This is a genomic window from Halobacteriovorax sp. DA5 (assembly GCF_002903145.1).
GTDB lineage: Bacteria > Bdellovibrionota > Bacteriovoracia > Bacteriovoracales > Bacteriovoracaceae > Halobacteriovorax_A.
Map to the genome: position 1 here is coordinate 270,640 of NZ_PPDJ01000008.1, position 22,798 is coordinate 293,437.

The 22,798-nt window shown below is 34.9% G+C and carries 21 protein-coding genes and 1 tRNA gene; 11 read left to right on the forward strand and 11 right to left on the reverse strand.

The window, feature by feature from the left end:
- Nucleotides 1-9: 9 nt before the first annotated feature.
- From rpe to C0Z22_RS12120, 6 genes are read right to left on the reverse strand one after another with little or no spacing between them, the layout of a single operon-like run.
- The gene (gene rpe, locus C0Z22_RS12095; RefSeq protein WP_103218630.1) at nt 10-663 is read right to left on the reverse strand and encodes a ribulose-phosphate 3-epimerase; all 654 of its coding nucleotides are present in this window, start codon (nt 661-663) and stop codon (nt 10-12) included.
- 23 nt (nt 664-686) lie between these two features.
- The gene (fmt, locus tag C0Z22_RS12100) at nt 687-1,631 is read right to left on the reverse strand and encodes a methionyl-tRNA formyltransferase (RefSeq protein ID WP_158246915.1); all 945 of its coding nucleotides are present in this window, start codon (nt 1,629-1,631) and stop codon (nt 687-689) included.
- Complete coding sequence (gene def / locus C0Z22_RS12105) at nt 1,631-2,221, reverse strand: peptide deformylase (protein WP_103218632.1); 591 nt, start codon at nt 2,219-2,221, stop codon at nt 1,631-1,633. The genes fmt and def overlap by 1 nt, the downstream gene beginning before the upstream one ends.
- A gap of 55 nt (nt 2,222-2,276) precedes the next feature.
- Complete coding sequence (locus C0Z22_RS12110; RefSeq protein ID WP_103218633.1) at nt 2,277-3,383, reverse strand: LptF/LptG family permease; 1,107 nt, start codon at nt 3,381-3,383, stop codon at nt 2,277-2,279.
- Complete coding sequence (locus C0Z22_RS12115) at nt 3,380-4,087, reverse strand: hypothetical protein (RefSeq protein ID WP_103218634.1); 708 nt, start codon at nt 4,085-4,087, stop codon at nt 3,380-3,382. Before C0Z22_RS12115 ends, C0Z22_RS12110 begins: the two co-directional genes overlap by 4 nt.
- A 10-nt stretch (nt 4,088-4,097) precedes the next feature.
- Nucleotides 4,098-4,976, reverse strand: coding sequence for a hypothetical protein (locus C0Z22_RS12120; protein ID WP_103218635.1), 879 nt, complete (start codon nt 4,974-4,976; stop codon nt 4,098-4,100).
- Nucleotides 4,977-5,116: 140 nt separating this feature from the next.
- Here C0Z22_RS12120 and C0Z22_RS12125 point away from each other — a divergent pair, with 140 nt between their 5' ends.
- A complete protein-coding gene (locus C0Z22_RS12125) occupies nt 5,117-6,142 on the forward strand; it encodes a hypothetical protein (RefSeq protein ID WP_103218636.1) in 1,026 nt (341 codons plus the stop codon).
- 96 nt (nt 6,143-6,238) lie between these two features.
- Entirely contained in the window at nt 6,239-8,224 is a 1,986-nt protein-coding gene (locus tag C0Z22_RS12130) for a hypothetical protein (RefSeq protein ID WP_103218637.1), read from the forward strand.
- Nucleotides 8,225-8,260: 36 nt separating this feature from the next.
- Here C0Z22_RS12130 and C0Z22_RS12135 read toward each other — a convergent pair whose 3' ends face one another.
- Nucleotides 8,261-9,721: a hypothetical protein gene (locus C0Z22_RS12135; RefSeq protein WP_103218638.1), complete on the reverse strand. Its 1,461-nt coding sequence runs from the start codon at nt 9,719-9,721 to the stop codon at nt 8,261-8,263.
- 127 nt (nt 9,722-9,848) lie between these two features.
- On the opposite strand from C0Z22_RS12135, the gene C0Z22_RS12140 reads away from it, so the two are divergent.
- From C0Z22_RS12140 to ychF, 5 genes are all read left to right on the forward strand, one after another.
- Entirely contained in the window at nt 9,849-11,651 is a 1,803-nt protein-coding gene (locus C0Z22_RS12140) for a transglycosylase domain-containing protein (RefSeq protein WP_103218639.1), read from the forward strand.
- 71 nt (nt 11,652-11,722) lie between these two features.
- A tRNA-Gln gene (locus tag C0Z22_RS12145) sits at nt 11,723-11,798 on the forward strand.
- A gap of 29 nt (nt 11,799-11,827) precedes the next feature.
- Nucleotides 11,828-12,775, forward strand: a complete 948-nt coding sequence (locus tag C0Z22_RS12150; RefSeq protein WP_368667187.1) for a ribose-phosphate diphosphokinase — start codon at nt 11,828-11,830, stop codon at nt 12,773-12,775.
- Nucleotides 12,776-12,786: 11 nt separating this feature from the next.
- Nucleotides 12,787-13,368 (forward strand): aminoacyl-tRNA hydrolase, encoded by a 582-nt coding sequence (pth, locus tag C0Z22_RS12155; RefSeq protein WP_103218641.1) that lies wholly within the window; start codon nt 12,787-12,789, stop codon nt 13,366-13,368.
- Nucleotides 13,369-13,384: 16 nt separating this feature from the next.
- Nucleotides 13,385-14,494, forward strand: a complete 1,110-nt coding sequence (gene ychF / locus C0Z22_RS12160; protein ID WP_103218642.1) for a redox-regulated ATPase YchF — start codon at nt 13,385-13,387, stop codon at nt 14,492-14,494.
- A 175-nt stretch (nt 14,495-14,669) separates the two neighbouring features.
- Here the strand turns inward: ychF and C0Z22_RS12165 are convergent, their stop codons facing one another.
- Nucleotides 14,670-16,727, reverse strand: coding sequence for a lytic transglycosylase domain-containing protein (locus C0Z22_RS12165; protein WP_103218643.1), 2,058 nt, complete (start codon nt 16,725-16,727; stop codon nt 14,670-14,672).
- Nucleotides 16,711-17,274, reverse strand: a complete 564-nt coding sequence (locus C0Z22_RS12170; RefSeq protein WP_103218644.1) for a hypothetical protein — start codon at nt 17,272-17,274, stop codon at nt 16,711-16,713. Before C0Z22_RS12170 ends, C0Z22_RS12165 begins: the two co-directional genes overlap by 17 nt.
- 149 nt (nt 17,275-17,423) lie before the next feature.
- On the opposite strand from C0Z22_RS12170, the gene C0Z22_RS12175 reads away from it, so the two are divergent.
- The 4 genes from C0Z22_RS12175 to C0Z22_RS12190 all read left to right on the forward strand — a co-directional run bounded on the left by C0Z22_RS12175 (nt 17,424) and on the right by C0Z22_RS12190 (nt 20,666).
- Nucleotides 17,424-18,569, forward strand: a complete 1,146-nt coding sequence (locus C0Z22_RS12175; RefSeq protein WP_103218645.1) for an Mrp/NBP35 family ATP-binding protein — start codon at nt 17,424-17,426, stop codon at nt 18,567-18,569.
- Between the two features lie 3 nt (nt 18,570-18,572).
- On the forward strand, nt 18,573-19,106 hold the full coding sequence (locus tag C0Z22_RS12180) for a hypothetical protein (RefSeq protein ID WP_103218646.1): 534 nt from the start codon (nt 18,573-18,575) through the stop codon (nt 19,104-19,106).
- A 9-nt stretch (nt 19,107-19,115) separates the two neighbouring features.
- Entirely contained in the window at nt 19,116-19,307 is a 192-nt protein-coding gene (locus C0Z22_RS12185) for a hypothetical protein (protein WP_021267727.1), read from the forward strand.
- A 204-nt stretch (nt 19,308-19,511) separates the two neighbouring features.
- Nucleotides 19,512-20,666 carry a hypothetical protein gene (locus tag C0Z22_RS12190; RefSeq protein ID WP_103218647.1) on the forward strand — a complete coding sequence of 385 codons (1,155 nt, stop codon included), beginning with the start codon at nt 19,512-19,514 and terminating at the stop codon, nt 20,664-20,666.
- Nucleotides 20,667-21,040: 374 nt separating this feature from the next.
- On the opposite strand, the gene C0Z22_RS12195 is transcribed toward C0Z22_RS12190, so the two are convergent.
- Both C0Z22_RS12195 and C0Z22_RS12200 read right to left on the reverse strand, forming a co-directional pair.
- Nucleotides 21,041-21,994, reverse strand: a complete 954-nt coding sequence (locus C0Z22_RS12195) for an electron transfer flavoprotein subunit alpha/FixB family protein (protein ID WP_103218648.1) — start codon at nt 21,992-21,994, stop codon at nt 21,041-21,043.
- A 13-nt stretch (nt 21,995-22,007) separates the two neighbouring features.
- A complete protein-coding gene (locus C0Z22_RS12200; RefSeq protein ID WP_103218649.1) occupies nt 22,008-22,796 on the reverse strand; it encodes an electron transfer flavoprotein subunit beta/FixA family protein in 789 nt (262 codons plus the stop codon).
- Nucleotides 22,797-22,798: the final 2 nt, after the last annotated feature.

Genomic DNA, 22,798 nt, shown 5'->3' on the forward strand with positions numbered 1-22,798 from the left:
TCCTGTCTCTTATCTTAATGATTCTATTTGTGTTTGATATTGGTTTTTTTCTTTGCCAAAAATATATGATCCAGCAACGAGGTTGTGGGCACCTTTATCAAGACAAAGCTTTGCAGTGTCTTGGTTGATTCCACCATCGACTTGGATTTGTAATTTCAGGTTATGTTCTTCTTTCATTCTTTTAAGGTACGCAATTTTATCAAGTGAGTTTGGCATAAAGCTTTGGCCACCAAATCCTGGCTCTACTGACATAACAAGTAATAAATCAATTTCCTTCAGCAGTTCTAAAGGAATTGACTCAATATCTGTTGCTGGTTTTAGGGAAAGACCAATACTCTTGTAGTTATCGCGATATTTTTTGATCATTTCAAAATGATCACATTCGATTTCGTAGTGATAAGTTATATTCTCAATGCCTGAATCTTTTAACGCTTCAAAATGAAATGCTGGATTTGTTACCATTAAATGTACATCGAGCGGGATATTTGTAATTTTCTTAATTTGTTTAATCACTGGAATTCCAAATGTTAAATTTGGTACAAAGTGACCATCCATTACATCTAAATGCAGCCAAAGATCCTTAACATCTTCTATTACTGAGATATCAGATATTAGGTTTGTAAAATCAGCTGCTAAAATGCTTGGTGAGATGATTGTTTGCATCTAAATCTCCTTAGCAAATATCGTTAAGAAATTTTGAAACTATCGTATTTGTTAGTAAGTCCGTTGACAGCATCTGTATCACGGCATGCTTTCTTACCTTCAAGTTGAATTACATCTAGTCTGATTGTTGCGTCTTTACATCCAACTAAGATCTTGTTGTCTGCAACTTTAACTTCACCAGCTTGAAGTCCCAAATTATCATATTTAGAAATTTCAATGACTTTTAGACGTTTTTCATTCAAGAAGCAGTAAGTACCTGGCCAAGGTTTAAGTGCTCTTACTTGATTGTGAATTGTATTAAAGTCACATTCATTAAATTTAATATGGCCGTCTTCTTTTTTTAGAGTAGGTGCAAAGCTTACTTTTGCTTCATCTTGCTCATATGAAGTCACTTTGTCATCTAACATATCTACGATGAAGTCGTTAAGTGTTAATGATGCTGCAAACTTTAGACGAGTATAAAGTTGTCCACCAGTCTCTTCAAAAGCAATATTGATTTTTGATTCTTTGACAATATCGCCCGCATCCATTTTCTTAACCATTCTTTGAATTGAAACACCTGTTTCAGTATCACCGTTTAAAAGCGCATATTGAATAGGAGCTGCTCCTCTATATTTTGGTAGGAGAGAAGTGTGGATATTGAAACAACCAATTTTAGGTTTATTTAAAACTTTTGATCCAAGGAATTGGGCAAAAGCTAATACGAGATAAAAGTCTGCATCAACTTCATCTAAAAGTTTAAGAAGCTCTTCATCCTTGTTTATATTTTCTGTTTGATAGAAATTGATTCTATTTTCTTTACAATAAGTAATAACAGGAGGGGATTGAAGTTTTTGTCCTCTTCCTGCAGGTCTATCTGGCATACTAATGACAAGTTTCAGATCAATTTGTGGATGATTGGCCAGAAGTTCTAAACTTGGGCATGAGAAGTCTGGTGTACCAAAGAAAACTGCCTTAAGTTTTTTCACTATCTACCCTTAACCCTTTTCATATATCTCTTCGTTAAGAAGTTTCTTTTAAGAGTTGAAAGCCTTTCAAGAAAAACAATTCCATCGAGGTGATCATTTTCGTGTTGAATACATACTGATAGCAGTCCATCAACTTCTAGAACTTGCTCATTACCTTCGATATCTTGATAAGTTACTCGAATTTGTTCTGAACGTTTTACTTCTTCATAAATCCCAGGAACTGAAAGGCATCCTTCTTCATAAAGAATTTCACCCTGAAGTTTTTCAATTTTAGGATTGATAAAAATTCTCGGATTGAAGTTTGATAATTCTTGATCTTTCGTACCATCAGCACGAGTAATTTCTTTGCTATGAAAATCAATATCCATGACAAAGATGCGATCTGAAACACCAATTTGTGGTGCAGCTAAACCAATTCCAGGGGCATGGTACATTGTAAAAAGCATATCCTTACAAAGCTTCTTTAGCTCGTCGTCAAACTTTTCAACTGGAGATGCCACCTTCTTAAGAACAGGCGCAGGGTAAGTATAAATCTCTAGTTTTTCACCTTCTAGAGTGTAATCTTTTAAAAATTCTTCTGATTTATTCATGGAATTCTTATAGCATGTGTGCGGCGCACAAGTCCAGCTTTCCTCTATTTTTCATTTACGTTAAACGTCTGTTTTTAAAGAAGATAAGTCCGATGACTAAGGTGAATATAAAGGGAACAGAGAATGTTGCTAAGAACGGACTAATTTTCAAGTTTTTACCTAGCTCAATAAAATATGATTGCACTAGCCAATACATAATTGTGAACGCAAAAATAAATGCAACGCTTCGACCAAACGAACTATTACGTCTATTTGGATTGAATATACTCGTGGCCGCAATTAAGGCAAAGATAATGCAAATTAGTCCTTCCGAAATATGCATGTAGAACATAACAAGATATTCGTTTACATTGATTCCATTATTATTTAGCTGAGAAATATAATCATAAAGTCTTAAAAATGTGAGTGTTGAGATATCTGCTTCAATTTTAGCGAACTCTTCAATACTTTCATTCAAGGTGATTGGTAATTCTTCGATTCCAATTTTTGGAAATGATGGCGTTTCAAGCTCGTCAAAACTAGTTCCATTTGTTGGCCACCATCTCTCAGTTCGAGAGTCATAACTTAACATTTTATAAGTATCAATTTTCGTAAGTTCACGATTTTCACTATAGTGATAAATCGTTACCTCGTTTAAAGTATTGGTTTTCTTATCAAAGCTTGAAAATGCAAAGTAGTATTTAGGTGACTTGTACCAAATCTTTCCTGATTTAATTGTTGATGATGAAAGTCCTTTCTTTTTGAAAACTCTAAATTTTTCATCTGGACTGTCTAAGATACTAAATCTTCTCGAGTTAATATAAGGACTAATGTAAGCACTTAGAATAAATTGAAAAATTGCAATATAGATCGATGTTAGCAGTATATCTTTCAAGTAATTCTGACGAGAGTATCCACCAGCAAAAATTGCAACCAGTTCATTTCTACTTTTTAGTTTATTGATTGAAAATAAACTTCCTATCAGACATGAAATTGGAATTACCTTTATGAGAAAACTAGGAAGTTGGATGAAATAACTTAGTAGTACTTCTTTAGCTGTAATATTTTCGCGTAAAAATCCAGTAATTAAATTTCCCAAAGAAAGCAATAGGAGAAGAACAACTGCCGAAGCAGCAAAAAATTTTAGCCATTCTCTTGTAATTAAGTTTCTTACTACGCTCATTTTACGATTTTATAAATTAAATAAATTAGAGGTTTAATTAATAACTTATTAAAAGTGAAATCTAAAGTTTTATTCTTTTGAAATAAGCTAACTATATGTGGTGATATTTCATAGTAACGATTAATGAATACTTGTCCAAGTTTATAACTTGCTATTCCTGGCTTCAATCCTCTAAGTGTATCAAGTAGATCTTCATTATGTGGATATGCATGAGTAGCTAAATAACAATTTTTTGAACGTACATTAATCTTATCATATGCCTGTTGAAAGGCCTTCTTATTATGGGCCTGTCCTGATCTTAAAAATTTCCTAACGATTTGAGCATTTGCATGTTGATATTTGTATCCAATAGAAAATGCAATAAATTGCTGTAGACATCGAAGAGATTCACCGCGAAGTTTCGGGCTTTTATCATATGACTTAGCAAGATTCCAATATGCTTGGCTTATCAAAAGTAGTTCAGAAATATCCTTTTGAGGATCAAACATCTTTGGAGTTAGATGCCTTTCAGTTGTTCGATTATATGCTGCTAAAATCCCAAGATAATGATTAAATTTCTCTACACTGTGTGGAATATCATTTTTTGCAACAAAGTCGAGAGCTTGTTTTAAAGTTTTCAAACGCTCAGTATAAGCATTCTTAACACCTTCATTAAGCTCTTCATCACCATCTTTAGGTTTGTTTTGGGGCTTCTTTGTTGCCATTATTTTACCCCTAGAAGCGATATGATACGGAAAAAGATGTTTCTTTGATGTCTTGTGCTACTTGTTTTAGCTCAATTGAATCTTCTAAACTAATATTTCTAATCGCGAAATTTAGTGTAAGTTTTGGTTGAATCCAGCTTAAGCCAAAACCTGATCCAGACTCCATTGCAATTTTATCGTCATACATTCCTGCACGTAAGTAAAAGTCACTAAGTACTTTGAATTGAATTGCCGCGCGCCAAAGAGAATGCTCTGAGATCTCCTCATTATAGTTTGCACCAGCATCAAGCATAAGTGAGATGTATTGTTGAAACTGGTATTGCATACCAAGCACTGCTTTCGTGTTATTTGGAGATTTTTCAAATGGATCCATTGCTACAAGTCCAAGTGAAAAGTTTTGTGTAATAGCGTGGAAAACACCAATATTTAATTGTTGATACTCAATCTTTTCCTTCACTCCTAGATATACATCTTCACGTTTCATATCCTGGTATGTGAAACCTAGTGCAGACTTTCGACCGATAGTAGAGGCGAAAGAAGTCGAGAGTTGTTTATAGTTTTCATCTCCACTCTTTGCTTTTACATAAGAGATTGAGCCCTTTAGAGCTTTTGAACTATCAGAAGCAATAACTGCGTAATTAGTTGAGTCTCCTAGAGGCGAGTCGTTCATATCGGTATTATCTGCTTTTGTTTGTTCAAGATATAATGAAGACATATTGAAAAAGGCTATTGGTGCAGGATTTAATACTGTAGCTTCATCCATTAATAAAGAAGCAACACCAGCTCCACCTGTGGACTTTAATCGTGTTGTTTTATAGTCCATTATTTTTGCAGATGTATTAAATTGAATTACTAATAAAGTTACAATTAATGAAAGTATTTTAGTCATGTAATATCCTTATTTATAGTCTAATTATAATCATATTTTCGAAATTCGTCATTTATTAGTGATTGACTAAAATACTCAATGTTTTAGTTGTTACGACGAGAATATTTTTTGGTATTATAAGGTGGTAATTTAGGAGATTTATGAAAGTAATAACTATATTGGCAACTGTATTAAGTTTAAATGTTTTCGCAGCAATTCCATCTTTAGAAGGATTAATGAGAAACTCTTCAAATAAGGAATTAGATAAAGAACTAGTTGTTGCTCACGTTGTTGTAAAACGAGTCGCAGCAGATGAAGAATTTGCAACGAGTGAAAATGTGGTTACGAATTATTTTAAATACATGTTTATTACTGCAGAAAACGAAAAAGATTATAAGAAATCATTAGTTATTAGATATGATGATTCTTCTTATCAAGTATCGGGGGTTTCTAATGTAACTGCATATGAAAATCTTGATAGTCTGTTTGGTAAAGACACGACAAAAGATATTCTTCAAAGTTCAATCCTTAGCTACACATTCAATAGTTCATTTGGTTTTAATAAAGTTTTTAAGGCAATCGAGCCAAGTTATAAATCTAACTCTGATTTGATTAATAAGGAAAAGGCTTCTTTAATTGAAGATTACAAAACGTTTCTTGTTAAAAAGAAAGACTATGAGAAAAAAGCCAAAGAGTATGAAGAGTCTGTTGGCGAAGCCCCTGTGTCACCACTTGAGTCTGATAATGATCAAAAACAAGCACAGTTAAAAAGTATCATGAACTCTTCTTTATATAAGGGAAGTAATAATTTAAAACTTGTTAAACGCAATAGAGAATTTGTTTGGGCAATTCAGCTTGATAATATCAAAGGTGAGTTTAAAAATGAAAACCATCAATTAATTTATTTAGATCTAAATACAGATAATGGAAGTTATTCAATTGTTCCAAAAAGTTTTGTTACTTACAATGGTCAGTATACTTTACCAAAGTACATTGAAGTTACGACATCTGATTACCGTTACGAAATAGAAATACCAACATACTATCTTCTAAACTCGACAAATAAGACGATTGCCGATCGAAATCGTGAATACGTAAAGTATCTTGAGCGAAATCAACAAAGACAAGGTACTCAAGTTAATATCGAGGGACAAGAAATTCAGGAAAATATTAATTTATTATTCTAGTTAAGTATCTGTAATTACAGACAAGTAACTAATAGCCTTTAAGTATTTATAAAATTATCCGATATGACTTAAGCGATACTTTAAGTAGGGTAATATATGAAAAAGGCAAATCAATTAAAGTTTTTAATTTGTACACTAGCTCTGGCTTCTACACAGGCCAAGGTAGTATTTTCAGGAATGGGTTCAAGTGGAACTCGTAGTACAAATCAATCAACGGCCGGAACAGTTACAGTTTCATCATCGAGTCAGTCAACTACGATTGAATGTCGTAGAGATGATGCGGTTTCATATGGGTTTATGAAAACACTCCTTTTAGGAGATACTCCAAGTTATACAATTGCAAATGGAAAAATATTGGTAAATCTACCAACTAGAGTTTCAGCGTGTATTAAAGACATAAGTGCGCAAGCTATTACAAACCCTGTTGATAATAATGTTTACTTGAAGTTCAATGTGAAAATTGATTCTAGCCAATATCCTGCTGGTACTCAATCAATCGAAAAAGAATATGAAAAATGTATGGCCCACTTAGCTGGTGGAGACTCTTCATTTTATACTGTCGATAAACTAAGAGAAAAAGGTTATCTTGCATCACCTGTAACACTTGATACAGATCTTCCTGATATTGATACTAATAGAAATTCTGAATTAGTTATCGCCTCTACGAATAAAGATTTCGATTATAAAAATGATATGCCGTTTGGATTAGCAAATGTTGCGCAACATACATCTTTTAGTGATCCGTCATTCAATTGTATGGATTATGCAAAGCCTGCTGAACAAAAAGTAATGGCAAATAAAACTAATGAATATGAACTTCGTGAAGAGGCTATTGCTGCTTGTAACGGAAAAAATCTTACTGATATTTCGAAAAGTCTTAAGAAGCTTAGAAGTGACTCAGGTGGAAACTATGATGATCTAACTAGAATTCTTTCTGGTATTCAACATCAACTTATCAATGAAGAAGTTGAACAAATGGTTTCAAGAATGGAGCAAATTGAAAGTGATATTTCTCCTTCTGTTGAAGATGTTAAAGAAGGTGATAAGTTTGGTGTAAGCAAAGAAGCGAGAAAGAAGCTTCTTCAGGAATACGCAAATCACATGAATAAGTTTTCTAAAGAATTACTTCCAGCTATGAAAGAAGAATTAAAGCATTTAATGGAAGAATATGCAGAGCTAGGTGATAGCGAGGCAGATGAAAGACGTAAAGATCAAATTAATGAATCAATTGAAAAGATTAATGACGTTATTGCTAAGTTTAATCGTCAAAATGAAAATGGTGCTGAATATAAGAAAGTTGTTGAAGCACTTCGTGAAGGCAATATGCAAACTTCAGGTAGAAAGATTTTATCTGGAATTATTCTTGCTCAAGAGTTTTCACATGTAAAACTTGAAGGGACTAATAAAAGAAATGTTGAAGAAGCTGAAAATAATAGTGAGAGAAGTATTGCTCGTCTTAAGCAAGGTACGCTTGCTGATTGGGGTGACGAAGCTCTAATCAGGGCCGGTGACAATTCTCCAATTAAGAGACGTCAGCAAATTCTTAAAGGTATTCAACAAAGAGCTTCTAAAGATCGTCAAAATTATATGACTAAGCTAAATGCTTATGATGATTACATCCAACAGTATGCTCAAGATCTTGCTAGTAGTTATTGTACATCAGGTGGTAGCTATGAAGATTGTATGACTGTTAGAAGTACTTATCTTCCATACATCTATAACCAGTATAGTTCATGGAAGCAAAACTCTTATCAAGATTATAACCAATCTTATAATGCAAAATACGGAGCTGCCTATAATGAGCAGAAAAGCATACTAAGTCGCTTTAATGGTCTTTATAGTAATTACAAGTTAAATGCTATGCAAAACCAATTAGCAGGAGCAACAGCGAGTAGTCCGTTTGATTTATGGACAGGAGCTGACACTTCTTATTCTTCTGGTATTCCTGGATTGAATTTTGATTTCAATGGGGCCGCTGGTGGAAACTTTAACAATAATAATGGTTGGAATAATAATTTTAACTTAATGCAACCACAACAAAGAACACCTAGCAGTTCAACATGGACTAATCCATATCGATAAAAAAAAAGGCTTCCAATCGGAAGCCTTTTTTATTTCTTAAAACTTAATATCTGCACCAAGATAAATTAGGTAAGTATCATTTGTTTCGTTAGGAGTCGCAGTATTTGAGAATGCGTAGTAGTCGCCAACGAAGAAATAACCTAGGTTTGCATTTAGTGTTACTGAAGTATTCCACTTGTAAGAGAAGTTTGAATCAATTTCAAATCCTAGATCATCTGCTTGATCTGCTGCCGCAGTAAATCTCTTGTTCTTCTCATGGTTAATTGCATCTGAACCAGCTTCAGCAACTTTATCGGCCTTTGCCCAAACAACAGAGTTAGTCCAAGACCAAGTTCCTGAATCATATCTGTGAGCAAATTTTGCATAAGAAGTATTTGCAATACCCGAATTAAATACGTTTAGATCAGTATTTGCAATGGCCGCTAAGTTATAGCGAAACATGATATTTGCAATTTGAAAGTTAGGGTTAAGATACATTGCTCCATAAGTTTGGTTATCTGCATCTGAACCTGAAACCATACCAAAATCAAGATGAAATGAGTGATTTGTGTTTAACTTATAAGTGTTATTAAGTAGGAATGCTTTTGCATCAACTTCAGTATCAGTAACACCAGGGTAGATTTCACCCATATCACCAGTCATTAATGGAATTTCTGCTTCAACAGTGTATTTGCCGAAAGTCTTCTTAAGGTAAAGGTCGATCATTGTCACACTAGTTGCACCAAGGTTTGTAGCAAAAGTGTCACCATCTACATCAGTTTCAATTCCAGATGCAGCTCCAGAAGTATTCTTGTTGTAAAGAGCTCCGAAAGTGAATTCTTTATCTAGGTTTTCATATAGTAATGAAATCCCCATCTCTTTAACACGACCAGTTTTTGTAAGGTTATTTGCTTTGATTTTTGAGTAGTAAGGAGAGAACTTAAAGTTACCGATCTTGAAATCAATTGTAATCCCATCTCTCATTGAAGCAAATCTTGATCCTGGAGCATTTCCATCATTATAAATTGCACCCATACCCCAGTTAAACTTTTGGCGACCTACTGTATAAGTTGCTGTATCAGAATAAAATACTGCATTGGCCTGAGTTAGGTTCACAGGATTACTTGTTACTGTATTGAAAGAGTAGCGAGCATTTGCATATGAGTTTAATGGATCTTGAGTCTTTGTTCTTCCATCATTTGAAGAATCACCAAAATTTCCACCGTATCCATAACCTGAAGTTAGTTCAGCATTAATCGTTGTTGAGTCATTTACAATGATTGTTGGCTGAAGCTTAAAAATATAAGTTTGAAAGTTCGATGAGTCAGGATCAGCATCTGTCATATCAAATGCTTGGTCACCATTATCAAGTGGTCCAGCACCTTGCTGAACTGAACGATTATAATCACCTAAAGAATGTAGGTCTGTTTGTAGTTCACCATGCCAGTCAATTGGTAGTGCCAGAGTAGAAGTAGCTAAAGTGGCAAGAATTGCGGCCTTATTTAAGTTGTTTAACATAAGTTGTTATTCCTTTTATAATTTAACAAAATTGTACTGAAATAATATAAGATGACTTTATATAACGTCAAAAAAATAGGTGTATTCAAAGGTGCTTAATAAACGAATAAAGATATTATTATTCTTGATGGTTGGATTATTTGGCTTGTGTGTCATTTATTCCATAAATACAATCAATGACGCAGACTTAACTAGAATTATTACTCCTAAAACACCTGATACGAATTCGAAAACTATTCTTTTTGAAGAGGGAAGTTTTGTTAAGAAACGTGACTTCTTATTTTTTAAGGCCAATTCACGTGATGAGAGATTTAACTCTGTCTTTTTTGAGAAGTTTGACGATGAAAAGAGGTCAATTCTAAGTGTGAAAGAAAGCTTCGAGTTAAATTCTATTAGAAGTAATGATTGTAATTACAACCGCTGTCTTCAATATAAAATTAACTTTTATAATATTCCTATTATCTTATCTAAAGGTCTTATTGGTATTGAAGATTTTCGTTTTCTTGATCACATAGGTATTGATTATATTTCTATCATTCGTGCGATAATTGCAGATATTAAAGCTGGTGCTCTTGTACAAGGTGGATCAACACTGACACAACAACTAGTAAAGAATATCTATTTTACAAATGAGAAGTCATTTAGCAGAAAGATTAAAGAAGCTATCCTGGCCGTTTATATTGATTTTAAATTCGATAAGTCAGCAATACTAGAAGCTTATTTCAACGAAGTGTATTGGGGAAGTCTTGGTGGAATTAGAATAAAAGGTGTGAACACAGCAGCTGTTTTATATTTTAATAAACCTATTTCTGAGTTAGATCCTTATGAATCAGCTATATTGGTCTCAATGTTAAAAGGGCCAAGTTATTATCATCCTATCTATCGTACAGATCGTCTTAGAGGGCGTGCTGATTTTATTTTTAATAAATTACAAAGCTTAGATCTTTTTGATCAAAACACAGATTATCAGTGGTCTGATGAGAAGTGGGAAAATTGGAAAAAACAATTATCTGTTTTTCAAGATGACTCATTTTATGAAGCGATATATTTGACATCGACTCGAGTTAATAAAGATCCAATGCTTAGTGAATTTCGATTTTTTAAAACAGTCTTAGCTTCTAAAAATCTTTTAAGAGATCTGAAAGGGATCGAAGAGAACTTGGCGGTTAAAATTGCTTTTGGAAATCCAAAGCATAAAAGTTTCTACTATTCTAAATTTGAAAGAAATGTTGATAAGGCCTTCAAAGAGGAACGTCATGGTGTAGGTTCAACACTAAAGCCAATCCTGTTTCAAATATACCTTGAGCAGGGCCATAAAATAGATGATTTAGTTTCAACGGAGCCGATAACTTTAGATCTTGTTAGTGGAAAGTGGACACCCTCGGAATCTCATACACCTTCTGCGAGTGAGTATCCTATTTCTCAAGCTTTACAAGAGTCCTTAAATAATCCAGTTGTTAGATTGGCCCATGATATTGGTTTTGAAAAAGTTGAAGTTATATTGAAGGATAAGATTAAACATCTTAAAACACCGTTGGCCCAATATCCTGCCCAGCTTCTTGGTGCCATTGAATTATCAGTTGATGAGCTCTATCAATTATATGAAGACTTTATGCTTGCGCAATGTCGAGTAGGGGCCGGAGTGTACGAGTCCCTTGCAGATCCAAATCAAACGACAATTAGAAGAATGGTAAAGCCAGCGCTTAAGCAACAACATTTCTTCGGGAAAACAGGAACATCTAATAATGGTTTTGATAATCTCTTTGTCGGTTATGATGGACATGATCTTTTTACGATCTGGGTCGGTTATGAAGGTGTTCGTACAAATAAGAAAGGTTTAAGATTATACGGAAGTACGACAGCTTTCAGACTTTATCAGGAGATTATTCTGTATTCAGGCCAACGAATTGCGTCTTTGGCATGCGAATAAGTAGGCAAATTTAAAAATTTCTTGTCAAAAATAAGAAACTAGCTTATATATTACATACAAATCTACATTGCTGGGGTATCGACAAGTGGCTAAGTCAGCAGATTTTGATTCTGCCATTCGAAGGTTCGAGTCCTTCTACCCCAGCCATTTTCTCACGGATCAGAGAAAGGAATAAGATCATGAAAAGGATCGTTCTCGTATCAGGCACGTCAAATCCAAAGCTTTCTTCCGATATCTCGAAAATCTTAGATGTTCCGTTAGTTGACCCCCAAGTTATTAAATTTGCCAATGGTGAAACATTTTGTGAAATCGAACAAAACGTTCGTGGTGCTGATGTCTTCATTATTCAATCAACATGTGCGCCGGTAAATGATAATTTAATGGAGCTTCTGATTATGATCGATGCTCTTAAGAGAGCGTCAGCGTCTTCGATTACAGCAGTTATTCCTCATTACGGATACTGTCGTCAGGATAGAAAGGCATCGCCGAGAACTCCTATTTCAGCAAAGCTGGTTGCCGATCTTATTACAGTTGCAGGCGCTAGTCGTGTTATTACAATGGACCTTCACTCTGGACAGGTTCAAGGTTTCTTTAATATTCCATTCGATAATATTTTTGCTTCTCCTGTTCTTCTTAGTCATATTAAAAGAGAACTTGTGACAGAAAATACGATCTTTGTTTCACCAGATGCTGGTGGAGTTGAGCGTGCTCGCCATTACGCTAAAAAGTGTAAGTGCGATATCGCTATGATCGATAAGCGTCGTACGGGAAAGAACGTTGCAAAGGCCATGAATATTGTGGGTGATGTAAACGGTAAGGACTGTATCATCTTAGATGATATGATTGATACTGCAGGAACACTTATCGAAGCTTGTAATGCTCTAAAAGATAATGGTGCAAGAAGTGTTGTGGCATGTGCTACGCACCCTGTATTTTCTGGGCCTGCTATTGAGCGCATCAATAAAGCAGAATCTTTAAATAAGGTTCTTGTGACAAATACAATTCCTCTGAGTAAAGAGGCGCGTGAGAGTGGAAAAATAATTTCTGTCTCGGCCGCTGAAATATTGGCCAAGTCGATTCATCGCACGTTTAATAACGACTCAGTTAGTTCATTATTTTTATAAACGGGTAACCTATGAATTATTTAATTGTTGGACTTGGAAATCCAGGTTCAGAATATAAAGGTACCAGACATAATATTGGCTGGGACGTAATGAATTTTATCAAGCCAATCAAGGACTTGCCTTTTAAAGAGAAATTTAAAGGAATTTGGTCTTCGTTTGAAACGGATGAAGATAAGTTCTACGTGTTAATGCCTCAAACTTATATGAATCTAAGTGGTGAGAGTGTTATTCCTTTTGCTCAATACTTCAAAATCGAACCAGAAAATATTTTAGTTATTCACGATGAATTAGATTTACCGTGGGGAACTGTTGCCTTTAAAGATGGTGGTGGCCTTGCGGGTCACAATGGTCTTAAGTCAATTGCAGGACAATTAGGTCATAACAATTTTAAGCGCTTACGTATGGGGATTGGACGTCCACAACATGGAAGTGTATCTGATTGGGTTTTGGGCCGCTATTTTGGTTCGGAGGCTGACTTTATTGACGATTACTTAGAAAAAGCTTCAAAAGCCGTTGAATGTTATGTAAAAAGTGGCTTTAAAACAGCGATTCAAAGATATAAAAAGAAACAATTACTAGATTTAAGTAAATAGATATCAGGAGAAAATAATGGCCCTAAATTGTGGGATTGTAGGACTTCCAAACGTTGGTAAATCAACGATTTTTCAGGCTCTAACTTCGGCTCCAGCTGAAGCAGCTAACTTTCCATTTTGTACAATCGAACCAAATATTGGGATTGTAAACGTTGGTGATATTCGTATGCAAAAAATTGCGGAAATCATTGGGCCACAAAAAGTTATTCCAACTATTGTTGAATTTGTTGATATTGCAGGTCTTGTAAAGGGTGCTTCAAAAGGTGAAGGTCTTGGTAACCAATTCCTTGGAAATATTCGTCAAGTAAATGCAATTGTTCACGTTGTACGTTGTTTTGATGACACTAATGTTATCCACGTTCACGGTGAAGTTAATCCAGTTGATGATATTGAAACAATTAATATGGAACTTGCTCTAGCTGACCTTGAAGTTGTTCAAAGAAAGCAAGCAAACCTTCCTAAGTTAATGAAAAACCAAAATAAAGAAATTGCATCAAAAGCAAAGATGCTTGTACCTGTTCTAGAAAAACTTACTGCTCATTTAGAGCAAGGTTTTGCTGCACGTACTCTTGAGATGGATAAGGAAGATATCGAGTTAACTCGTGATCTTAACCTAATTACTCTTAAGCCAACTCTTTATCTATGTAACGTAGATGAAGAGAGTGTTGATGAAGATAATGACTATGTAAAAGCAGTAAAAGAATTTGCACAGAAAGAAGGTTCTCGTGCAATTAAGATTTGTGGAAAGCTAGAGTCTGAAATTGCGGCACTAGAAGATGAAGCAGATAAGAAAGACTTTATGGAAGCTGCTGGAATTGAAATTTCTGGTTTAGAAACGCTTACTCATGAAGCATATAATATGCTTGGTCTTCGTACATATTTTACGGCCGGTGTTAAAGAAGTTCGTGCTTGGACTTTCAAAGAAGGAGCTAAAGCTCCTGAAGCTGCAGGTGTAATTCACTCAGACTTTGAAAGAGGATTCATTAAGGCAGAGATTTATCACTATGATGACTTAATTGCTAATGGATCAGAGGCGAAGGTTAAGGAAGCCGGAAAGCTTCGTATGGAAGGTAAAGAGTACATCGTAAAAGACGGTGATATTATTCACTTCCGTTTTAATGTTTAAGCACCCGCAGCATTGATTGCCCAAAGGCAATCTATTGGCTGCGGTGCTAGCGCAGTCGCTTGTAATGATGACTGTAATAAACTAAATGAGCTTTAGCTTATTTATGTTTCCTCAGCGTAAACTTATTTGAGAATAATTTACAAAAAAGGCTTCCAATAGGAAGCCTTTTTTATTTCTATAATTGAGATGATATTTCACGTTTCGCTTCCTTCTTAGGAAAGGCATTAAAAGTAGAAGCTACACTCTTTTCTAAAATATAATTATCCTTCATTAGATTATAGAAAAAGAAATTTCGGTAAATAAGCTTTACGTATAAACGAGTTTCTTTATATGGAATTTGTTCAATTTGAAAAATAGGATCTTCTACATCCATAAGATTCTTTGCCCACTTTGTTACCTTGTGTGGACCTGCATTATATGAAGATAATGCATAGATTATATTTCCATCAAACTTATTAAGTAGAGACTTAAAGTAGCGTACACCAGCATCGATATTTCTATGTGGAATTAAGATCTCGTCTGTTTTTCTAAAATTAGTCATCTGTCTTGCCGTAGCTGGCATAAGTTGCATTAGTCCTAGTGCGCCTACTGCTGAACGTGCGTTCGGATTGAATGCGCTTTCTTGTCTGATAATCGATAAAACTAGAAGCGGGTCAATTTCAGCATTTACATCTTTAATCTTATCAAGATGTAGAACCGGAAAGAGAGTCGTAATATCAATTTTTGAAGGCCTTATGAGATTTAAGTCAATTGTCCTTGAGACGAGTTTGAAACTCGATAAAAAATCGCCACTTTCTTTGAAATGATGAAGAAAGTAATTAAATATAGCCACACGTTGTTCTTCTAATGGAAGAGAGTCTAACTTGGCCCTATTGATAATATCAGTTTCAGGATTGAAACGGATAAATTCATAAATTAACTTATCAACCTTTCCGACAAATTTTAACTCATGCCAAATATTTGATTCTTTAATATTTCTTTGTTTGGCCTGGGTGAAGTCCGCTAATTCTAGTTTGGGAAGATTAACTGTATTCTTATGGAAATAAAGTGATTTAACATAATTCTTATCAAACTCAGGAAGATAGTCCTGGGCAATAATTGAATAGAAGCTTAATGGGTTTCCATTAATCATTAATTTGAATAAGTGTTTTGCAAGGGATTCATTCCCATCTTTCATATAACTATAAGCAATCCAAAATTTTGTCTTAGTGTATAGATTAGAAAACTCATCTATTAATTTATAGTTTTGTACTGTTACGATACTTTCCTTATAGTTTTCATTTTTTATTGAATTCCAAAGTAGAAGGAAGAGTGATTCATTTTTTGATTCATCATCATAACTAATCTCATATGAGCGTGCAAAGTAACGATTGGCATTGGCAATATCATCATTATTTAAAAGAAGTTTTCCAATATAGCGAACACGTTTCCATGAAGACTTTTTATAAATATAGTCTTCATTGGCTTTTTCAAAAGTTAAAAACTTTGAAAGTTGTTCATTGATATTTGCTTTCTTTTTCTCATTATTTTTTACTAGATTTTTTAATTGGCGATATTGTTTTATAAATTCGTTCGTAATGGTTAATTTGTTCTTCTTAATTCTATGTAGATTATTTTGGAATAAAAGAGTGATATCTTTATCAAAATCTATATGTGAATAAAGCTTAGAATCAATCTTTAGCCCATTGATCAAAGTTATTTCGATAAGCTGTTTTTTAATATGTTGATAAATTTTAGATTCTTTATCAACTTCTTCTAGTTTACTAATGAAAAGTGAGTTTCGAGATGTTGCAAGATATTGAATGGCCTTAGAGAAGTTTTCATCATCAGCAATAATATCATTGTAATACTTATCGTTAATTAAATAATTAACAGTGTGAAAACAGTAATTTCTAATATTTGAAACAAATTCATCCTCAACGCGATTTGTTCTGTGACTTTTAATATTACATGAAAAATACTTATCTTTTTTTAGTGATGTTTTTAGATCACTTAAAAACTCCAAGTGAGTGAGATAATTTTTAAAGATACCACCATCTTTAATGGCCTTAATTGCATTATTGATTTTATGATTAGGTAATTTCTTTCTTTTTAAAATGCGTTCAATTTCTGAGATGTGACGTGCAGCTGTAAGCTCTTTGTCTTTAAGAGAACGAGAATCTTTAGCAAAGCTTGTAAATGACAAGCTTGCCGTTAACGATAAAAGAATAAACTTCTTACCCAATAAACTCATTGAAACGACCTTCCATACTTTTTAACTTAGTGACTACATCACTTAAGATTAATTTTTTATCGTCAGGTACAACTTGTTGTAGGTTCTTTAAATAGTTACAGATTTCATCAATATAAACAGTGTCTTCCTTAAAATGAGTTTGGAAGTACTCAACTGTTAAATTAACTTCATCTGCGACATCTTGAAAGTAATCACCTTCTCTAAATGAAAGCTTTCTTTCAAACCCTGTGTGTCTTAGTCCAGCAAGATATTGTTTTAATTTATAAAGTGGGCCTGCAACTTTGTGAGTAAAGAAAATACAAACTACAAAGATGAGGATCCCAAAAAATGCTTGGCATAAAATGAGAAAGTTTAAAAGATCACTCTTCATTGTTGCAATATGCTCAGCAGATTGTGGAAATTTTTCTGAAATATTAGTTAGCACTTGGTAAATAACAAGTGGATAGAATGCACTTAGTACTAGAATTACAATACAAATTAATGCACTGAATCTCAGCTGAAATTTAGAGTCGACTATGATTATGGAACGCTTATATGGCTTAGACACAATTTCTCCAAACTTTAATTTAGTTTCTTTAGTAATTATAACATCTTATGAATTTTGTTGTAGGGCAAAAATTTGCTTTACTCATTGAATAAGTGCCCAATATTTAATAGAATTCACGCATAAAACGATAAAAAACTGAGAGAATTAGTATGCTAAATATTGAAATAGTTAAAAGTAAATTAGTTGAGGTTAATAACCCAAACACTGGAAAATCCCTATTAGATGAGAATCGTTTCAAGGATATTGCAATCGAAGATAAGAAGCTTACGATTGTTTATAATCGTGATGGCATTACTCCTGCACAAAAACGAGATATTGAGGATTCAATTGTTAATTCTCTTTCAGCTATTGTTAGTGAAGATGATCTCTTCATTAAAACTATTTCTACTCAAGAAATGCCAGCTCAGCAACAGCAAAAGCCCCAACAACAAGGTGCGAAGTTAGAAGTCGGTCACGCTAAGGCTGCACCTCAAAAACGTGATATTCCGGGCGTGAAGAAGATTATCGCTGTTTCATCTGGAAAGGGTGGTGTTGGGAAAAGTACAGTTTCTGTAAACTTAGCTCTATCTCTTAAAAACCAAGGAAAGAAAGTAGGTCTACTAGATGCCGATATTTATGGGCCATCTATTCCGATGCTTCTGGGTCAAAGAGATGCGAAGCCTCTTGCAACTGATGATAAGAAAATTGCCCCTATAGAAGCACATGGAATTAAATTCATTAGCTTCGGTTTATTCATTGAAGAAAAAGACGCTGTAATCTGGCGTGGGCCTATGCTCGGTGGGGTTCTAAATCAATTTCTTTTTGATGTTGATTGGGGTGAGCTTGATTACCTAGTATTAGATCTGCCTCCAGGAACTGGTGATGTTCAGTTATCAATTGCTCAAACTTTAAATCTAAGTGGGATTGTTGGTGTATCAACACCACAGGATGTTGCTCTACTTGATTCTAGAAAAGGCTTCAATATGTTTGAACAGGTCAATATTCCTGTTTTAGGACTTATTGAAAATATGAGCTACTTCGCACCAGATGATATGCCTGAGAAGAAATACTATATTTTCGGTGAAAAGGGTGGAGCTGATATCGCAAATGAGCTTGGTTATCCATTCTTAGGTGAAATCCCTATTGAAATTGCTTTACGTGAATCTTGCGATAATGGTGTGCCTTACATGTCTAATAATTCATACGAAAGTAGACCAGTATGGAAAGCATATTCCGGTATTGCAAAAAAGATCATTGAAATAGAAAATAATGATGGTGAGGGGAAAGGTTTTTTCTCAAAAATTTTCAAAAGGTAGAAAATGTCCATCATACAGAAAATAGAGGAGCAATGCTCTTTTAATTTCACAGGCAGAATCAATATTCTTAAAAGGGCCGATCGTCAGTTCCTAGGCGTTATATATATTAGCGAGGGAATTGTTGTTGCGGCCCAGTTTTCTAAGAAGACAGGCCTTAAAGCCTTATACTCGTTAGTAATTTTTGAAATGGATCATATCGAGGAGTTCACTCTTGTGGCCGAGCCAGAAGTTGTTTCTGAGAGTGACTACGAATTCAAACTAAAATTTAGTGAGTTAAAGTCGAATATTGAAAATGCTTATTCTCAGCATTTAAAGGCTAAGTCCCTTCGTCCACCAGAAAATATTCACATTTTGATCAATCCTGTGTTCATAAAAAATGGAAAAAAGACTGGTGCAAATGAATTTTTACTATTAAAAACTATAGCTGAATACAGCAAGGTTAAAGATATTTATAGCAATTGCGAATTATTTGATTTTGAAGTCACCCAAGCATTAGTAAATCTAAGAAAAATGGGCGCCTTGAAGGTCGTAAAGTAGGAGTTTTAAATGAAAGATCAAACGCATAACCAAGGCAACCTTAAAGAGCTTAAAGTTATGATCGAAGAAAACGTTGTTACCTCTTTTGAGTTAATGTCTCAGAATACTGGGATTGAGCTTGAAGAGCTTATTGTAGTCGCTCTAAAGCGCTTTAGAGCTTCTCATAGTGACTATGAGAAGAAGACTTTCCAAGTTGATTAATTCTTATTCATATTAGAGTAGGCACACCCCTGGGGTGTGTTTACTTTTTCTACAGTGTTAAAAGTTTAACAGTCTAATACCTAAACAATTCAATAAATTCCATTAAATACGAACGCGTTTTCAGTAAGTTAGCAAATATACGTATTTGTTCAATTTGGCATGAGTGTTGCTTCTATATATGCATATAGGTTTTAGGAGCACTGTATGAAAGCAACAGCTATTTACAAGAAATTCATTATCGCATCAGTACTATCAGGATCATTCCTTGTATTCGGTGGTATCTATCAAGGGATTTCAGTAACTGATAACTCATTTATGCAACAGAAAGATATTTCTTTTGAAAAGAGAGTTGATGAGAGCGTTGATCGTATCGTAGCTTCATCTGATCGTGAAAAAGTATCTGTACAATACTTACCTGTTGCAGAGTATGCACAAATTATCGACGGTAAATGGGAAATTGTAAGAGTAGAGAATCACGAAGGAAATGAAATTTTTAATGAGAAGAAAGCAAACTCTAAAAGAGTAGTTGATATGAAGTTAATTGGAACTGGTCTAGTTCAACTTAACGATAATAATGAGTACACTTTTGATGTTTCTTTCCTACACGAGAATAATAAAAATATCTCAATCTTTAGAGCTTATGAAGATGGATTTGAATTAATTGAAGCAAGAAGAGTTTTAGAAGCAAATAATGAAGTAGCTACTCAAGATGTTATTGTTGATGAAGCTTTAGAAGAAGCAGCAATGATTAATGAAAATGAGAGAAAAGAATTTATTATCGAAAGAGTAGTTCTTCCTCAATTAAATAACGAGCTAATTCGTGGTGAAGATAAGATTGAAGGAAGTGTTACAGTTGGACCAAATGGTGTTCAAGGTCTTTACTTCAACGTATTCGATAAAGATATTAATGAAGTACTTGGTGATATTAAACTTAAAGATGGAAGTGCATTTGAAGTTGAACTTCAGGGACAACTTTCACACGGAGTATTTGCTAGAAATGGTGAAAATGGATACCGTCTAAGATTTACAACTGGTCCATATGCTGGTGGGTTAATTAACTTTGTAACTTACGATGAGCTAGAAAGAGTAAATGCTGAATTCGAAAGCATGGAAAGAGCAAAAGAAGAGTCACGTTTTGAAAGATCTCTGACAGAAGAAGGGTCATTTGAAAACGATATTAACTTAGCTCAAGGTAATGTTAGCGCTGAAAATAATGAAAAACAAAATGTGGAAGAAGTTGAAGAAGAAAGATACGAAGAAGAAGTTCTTGTAGACGATCCAGCTGAAAGATTTGAAGAGCAAAAAGAACTTGAATACGAAAGACAAGAAGAATTAGACAGACAAGGTTACGGATTCTAATCCATAAATATAAAGAGAGAAGAGAAGAAAAACAAAGGCCCTCAAAATTGAGGGCCTTTTTTATGTATTATATATGCGAAGTTTTTTTGCTCCTGAGACGAACCGCTCGGGCTTTATGGTTACGATGACCTGTATGTCTGCTAGAGGCAGGAGCCGAAGCAGACTGAACCCTCGCTCTCGATCAGAATGTGCTCCTTGCATGGGGAGCTAGCACCGCAGGGAGTAGATTGATTATTGCACAAACTTTCCCATAGGCCTAGAGACAACAAAGCCGGGCTTGAACCCGGCTTGTTGAATATGTAATTCATTTCATTGCACTGAGGCCTAGCACCGCAGCCAATAGTTTGCCTTTGGGCAAACAATGCTGCGGATGCTTAAAGAACTTTTTTAAGTTCTTCTTTAAGAATTGGAACGATTTGGAAAAGATCTCCAACAATTCCGTAGTCAGCTTTAGTAAAGATTGGCGCATCTGGGTCAGTGTTGATTGCAACGATAACCTTAGATGTTCTCATCCCAGCTAAGTGCTGAATAGCACCTGAAATACCACAAGCGATGTAAAGAGATGGAGCAACTGTTTTACCAGTTTGACCAACTTGCATTGCGTGTGGAGCATATCCTGAGTCTACAGCAGCACGTGAAGCACCAACTGTTGCACCAAGAACTTCTGCTAGTTCTTCAAGGATCTTGAAGTTTTCTGCAGATTTCATAGCACGACCACCAGATACGATGACATTTGCTTCTGTCAGGTCTAGCTTCTCAGAAGCACCCTTAACGATTTCTTTGATTGCAGCTTTGATGTCACCAGCGTTAGCAGCAACTTCATTTGCAGCACCTGCACCAGCAGTTGGAGCTTCTGGCATACCAAGAGCGTTAGGTCTTACAGTTACGAAACCTGGCTTAGGTCCGTCTAGTTCTACTTTAGCTAGAACTTTACCAGCAAATAGTGGTCTTGTTCCTGCAAAGTTGTCACCTTCCATTACAAAATTTGTAACTTCTGATGCCATACCTGCATCAAACATACCAGCTAGTCTTGGCATAAGGTCTTTTGCTAGAGAAGTTGCACCAGCAAATACGTAATCGTAGTTTGAACCGATAAATTCTTTAAGTGCATTAGCGTATCCTTCTGGAGAATACTTATCTAGGTTTGCACCTTTTAGGTTGTGAACATTAGCAGCACCATACTTTGCAAGATCTGCAGTTGCATTAGCACCCATGTCACCAACGATTGCTACGTCAACAGTGTGACCAGCAAGTTTTCCTAAGATTTCAAATGTAACAGACTTAACTGTTTCACCACTTGTTTCAGAAAATACTAATATCTTTGCCATTTTAATAATCTCCTTAGATAACTTTAGCTTCTTCTCTTAAAAGCTTAACAACTTCAGCTACAACACCTGCTTGAGCAGCTTCGTCCATTGCATCAAACTTCTTCCCAGCTGGTTTTTCTGGTGGAAGTTGGAAACCAGAATACTTAACACGACGATCGTCAGCAGATACACCTACATCTGAAAGTGAATGTTGAGCAAGAGGCTTTCTCTTAGCTTTCATAATCCCTGGAAGAGAAGCATAACGTGGGCTGTTTAGACCTTTGTTGGCCGCAATTAATACTGGAGCAGTTACTTCGTAAACTTCTAGTGCTCCACCTTCAACTTCTCTTTTAAGAGTATATGAACCACCTGCTTCTTCACAACCGTCTACAACAGTTACTGAAGGCATTCCTAGCATTTGAGCTAGAAGTTGTGGAACTTGAAGACAGTCGTCATCAATTGCTTGTTTTCCAGTGAAGATAACATCTGGAGTTTTTCCAGATTTTTCAATAGCACCTTTAAGTGCTTTAGCTGTCATATATGAATCTAAGTTGTCATCAGCTTCAACTAGGATTGCATCGTCAGCACCCATTGCTAGGGCAGTTCTTAGAGCTTCAGTGTCTTTAACACCACCAACTCTTACTACAGTAACAGTAGAACCACTGTTTGCAGCTTTAGTTAATAGAGCTTGCTCTACTGCAAATTCATCATATGGATTCATGATCCACTTGATAGAACTTGTTTCGATATAAGATCCATCACCATTTGGAGTAATTTTAGTTTCCGTGTCTGGAACTTGTTTAATACATACAAAAATGTTCAATT

Excerpts from the sequence above, each read along its gene's own strand:
- C0Z22_RS12135 (WP_103218638.1), bottom strand. The coding sequence starts at position 9,721 with ATGTTAAACAACTTAAATAAGGCCGCAATTCTTGCCACTTTAGCTACT.
- C0Z22_RS12190 (WP_103218647.1), top strand. The coding sequence starts at position 19,512 with ATGAAAGCAACAGCTATTTACAAGAAATTCATTATCGCATCAGTACTA.
- C0Z22_RS12125 (WP_103218636.1), top strand. The coding sequence starts at position 5,117 with ATGAAAGTAATAACTATATTGGCAACTGTATTAAGTTTAAATGTTTTC.
- C0Z22_RS12110 (WP_103218633.1), bottom strand. The coding sequence starts at position 3,383 with ATGAGCGTAGTAAGAAACTTAATTACAAGAGAATGGCTAAAATTTTTT.
- pth (WP_103218641.1), top strand. The coding sequence starts at position 12,787 with ATGAATTATTTAATTGTTGGACTTGGAAATCCAGGTTCAGAATATAAA.
- C0Z22_RS12115 (WP_103218634.1), bottom strand. The coding sequence starts at position 4,087 with ATGGCAACAAAGAAGCCCCAAAACAAACCTAAAGATGGTGATGAAGAG.
- C0Z22_RS12130 (WP_103218637.1), top strand. The coding sequence starts at position 6,239 with ATGAAAAAGGCAAATCAATTAAAGTTTTTAATTTGTACACTAGCTCTG.
- ychF (WP_103218642.1), top strand. The coding sequence starts at position 13,385 with ATGGCCCTAAATTGTGGGATTGTAGGACTTCCAAACGTTGGTAAATCA.
- C0Z22_RS12195 (WP_103218648.1), bottom strand. The coding sequence starts at position 21,994 with ATGGCAAAGATATTAGTATTTTCTGAAACAAGTGGTGAAACAGTTAAG.
- C0Z22_RS12185 (WP_021267727.1), top strand. The coding sequence starts at position 19,116 with ATGAAAGATCAAACGCATAACCAAGGCAACCTTAAAGAGCTTAAAGTT.
- C0Z22_RS12165 (WP_103218643.1), bottom strand. The coding sequence starts at position 16,727 with ATGAGTTTATTGGGTAAGAAGTTTATTCTTTTATCGTTAACGGCAAGC.
- def (WP_103218632.1), bottom strand. The coding sequence starts at position 2,221 with ATGAATAAATCAGAAGAATTTTTAAAAGATTACACTCTAGAAGGTGAA.
- rpe (WP_103218630.1), bottom strand. The coding sequence starts at position 663 with ATGCAAACAATCATCTCACCAAGCATTTTAGCAGCTGATTTTACAAAC.
- C0Z22_RS12175 (WP_103218645.1), top strand. The coding sequence starts at position 17,424 with ATGCTAAATATTGAAATAGTTAAAAGTAAATTAGTTGAGGTTAATAAC.
- C0Z22_RS12140 (WP_103218639.1), top strand. The coding sequence starts at position 9,849 with ATGGTTGGATTATTTGGCTTGTGTGTCATTTATTCCATAAATACAATC.
- C0Z22_RS12120 (WP_103218635.1), bottom strand. The coding sequence starts at position 4,976 with ATGACTAAAATACTTTCATTAATTGTAACTTTATTAGTAATTCAATTT.
- C0Z22_RS12180 (WP_103218646.1), top strand. The coding sequence starts at position 18,573 with ATGTCCATCATACAGAAAATAGAGGAGCAATGCTCTTTTAATTTCACA.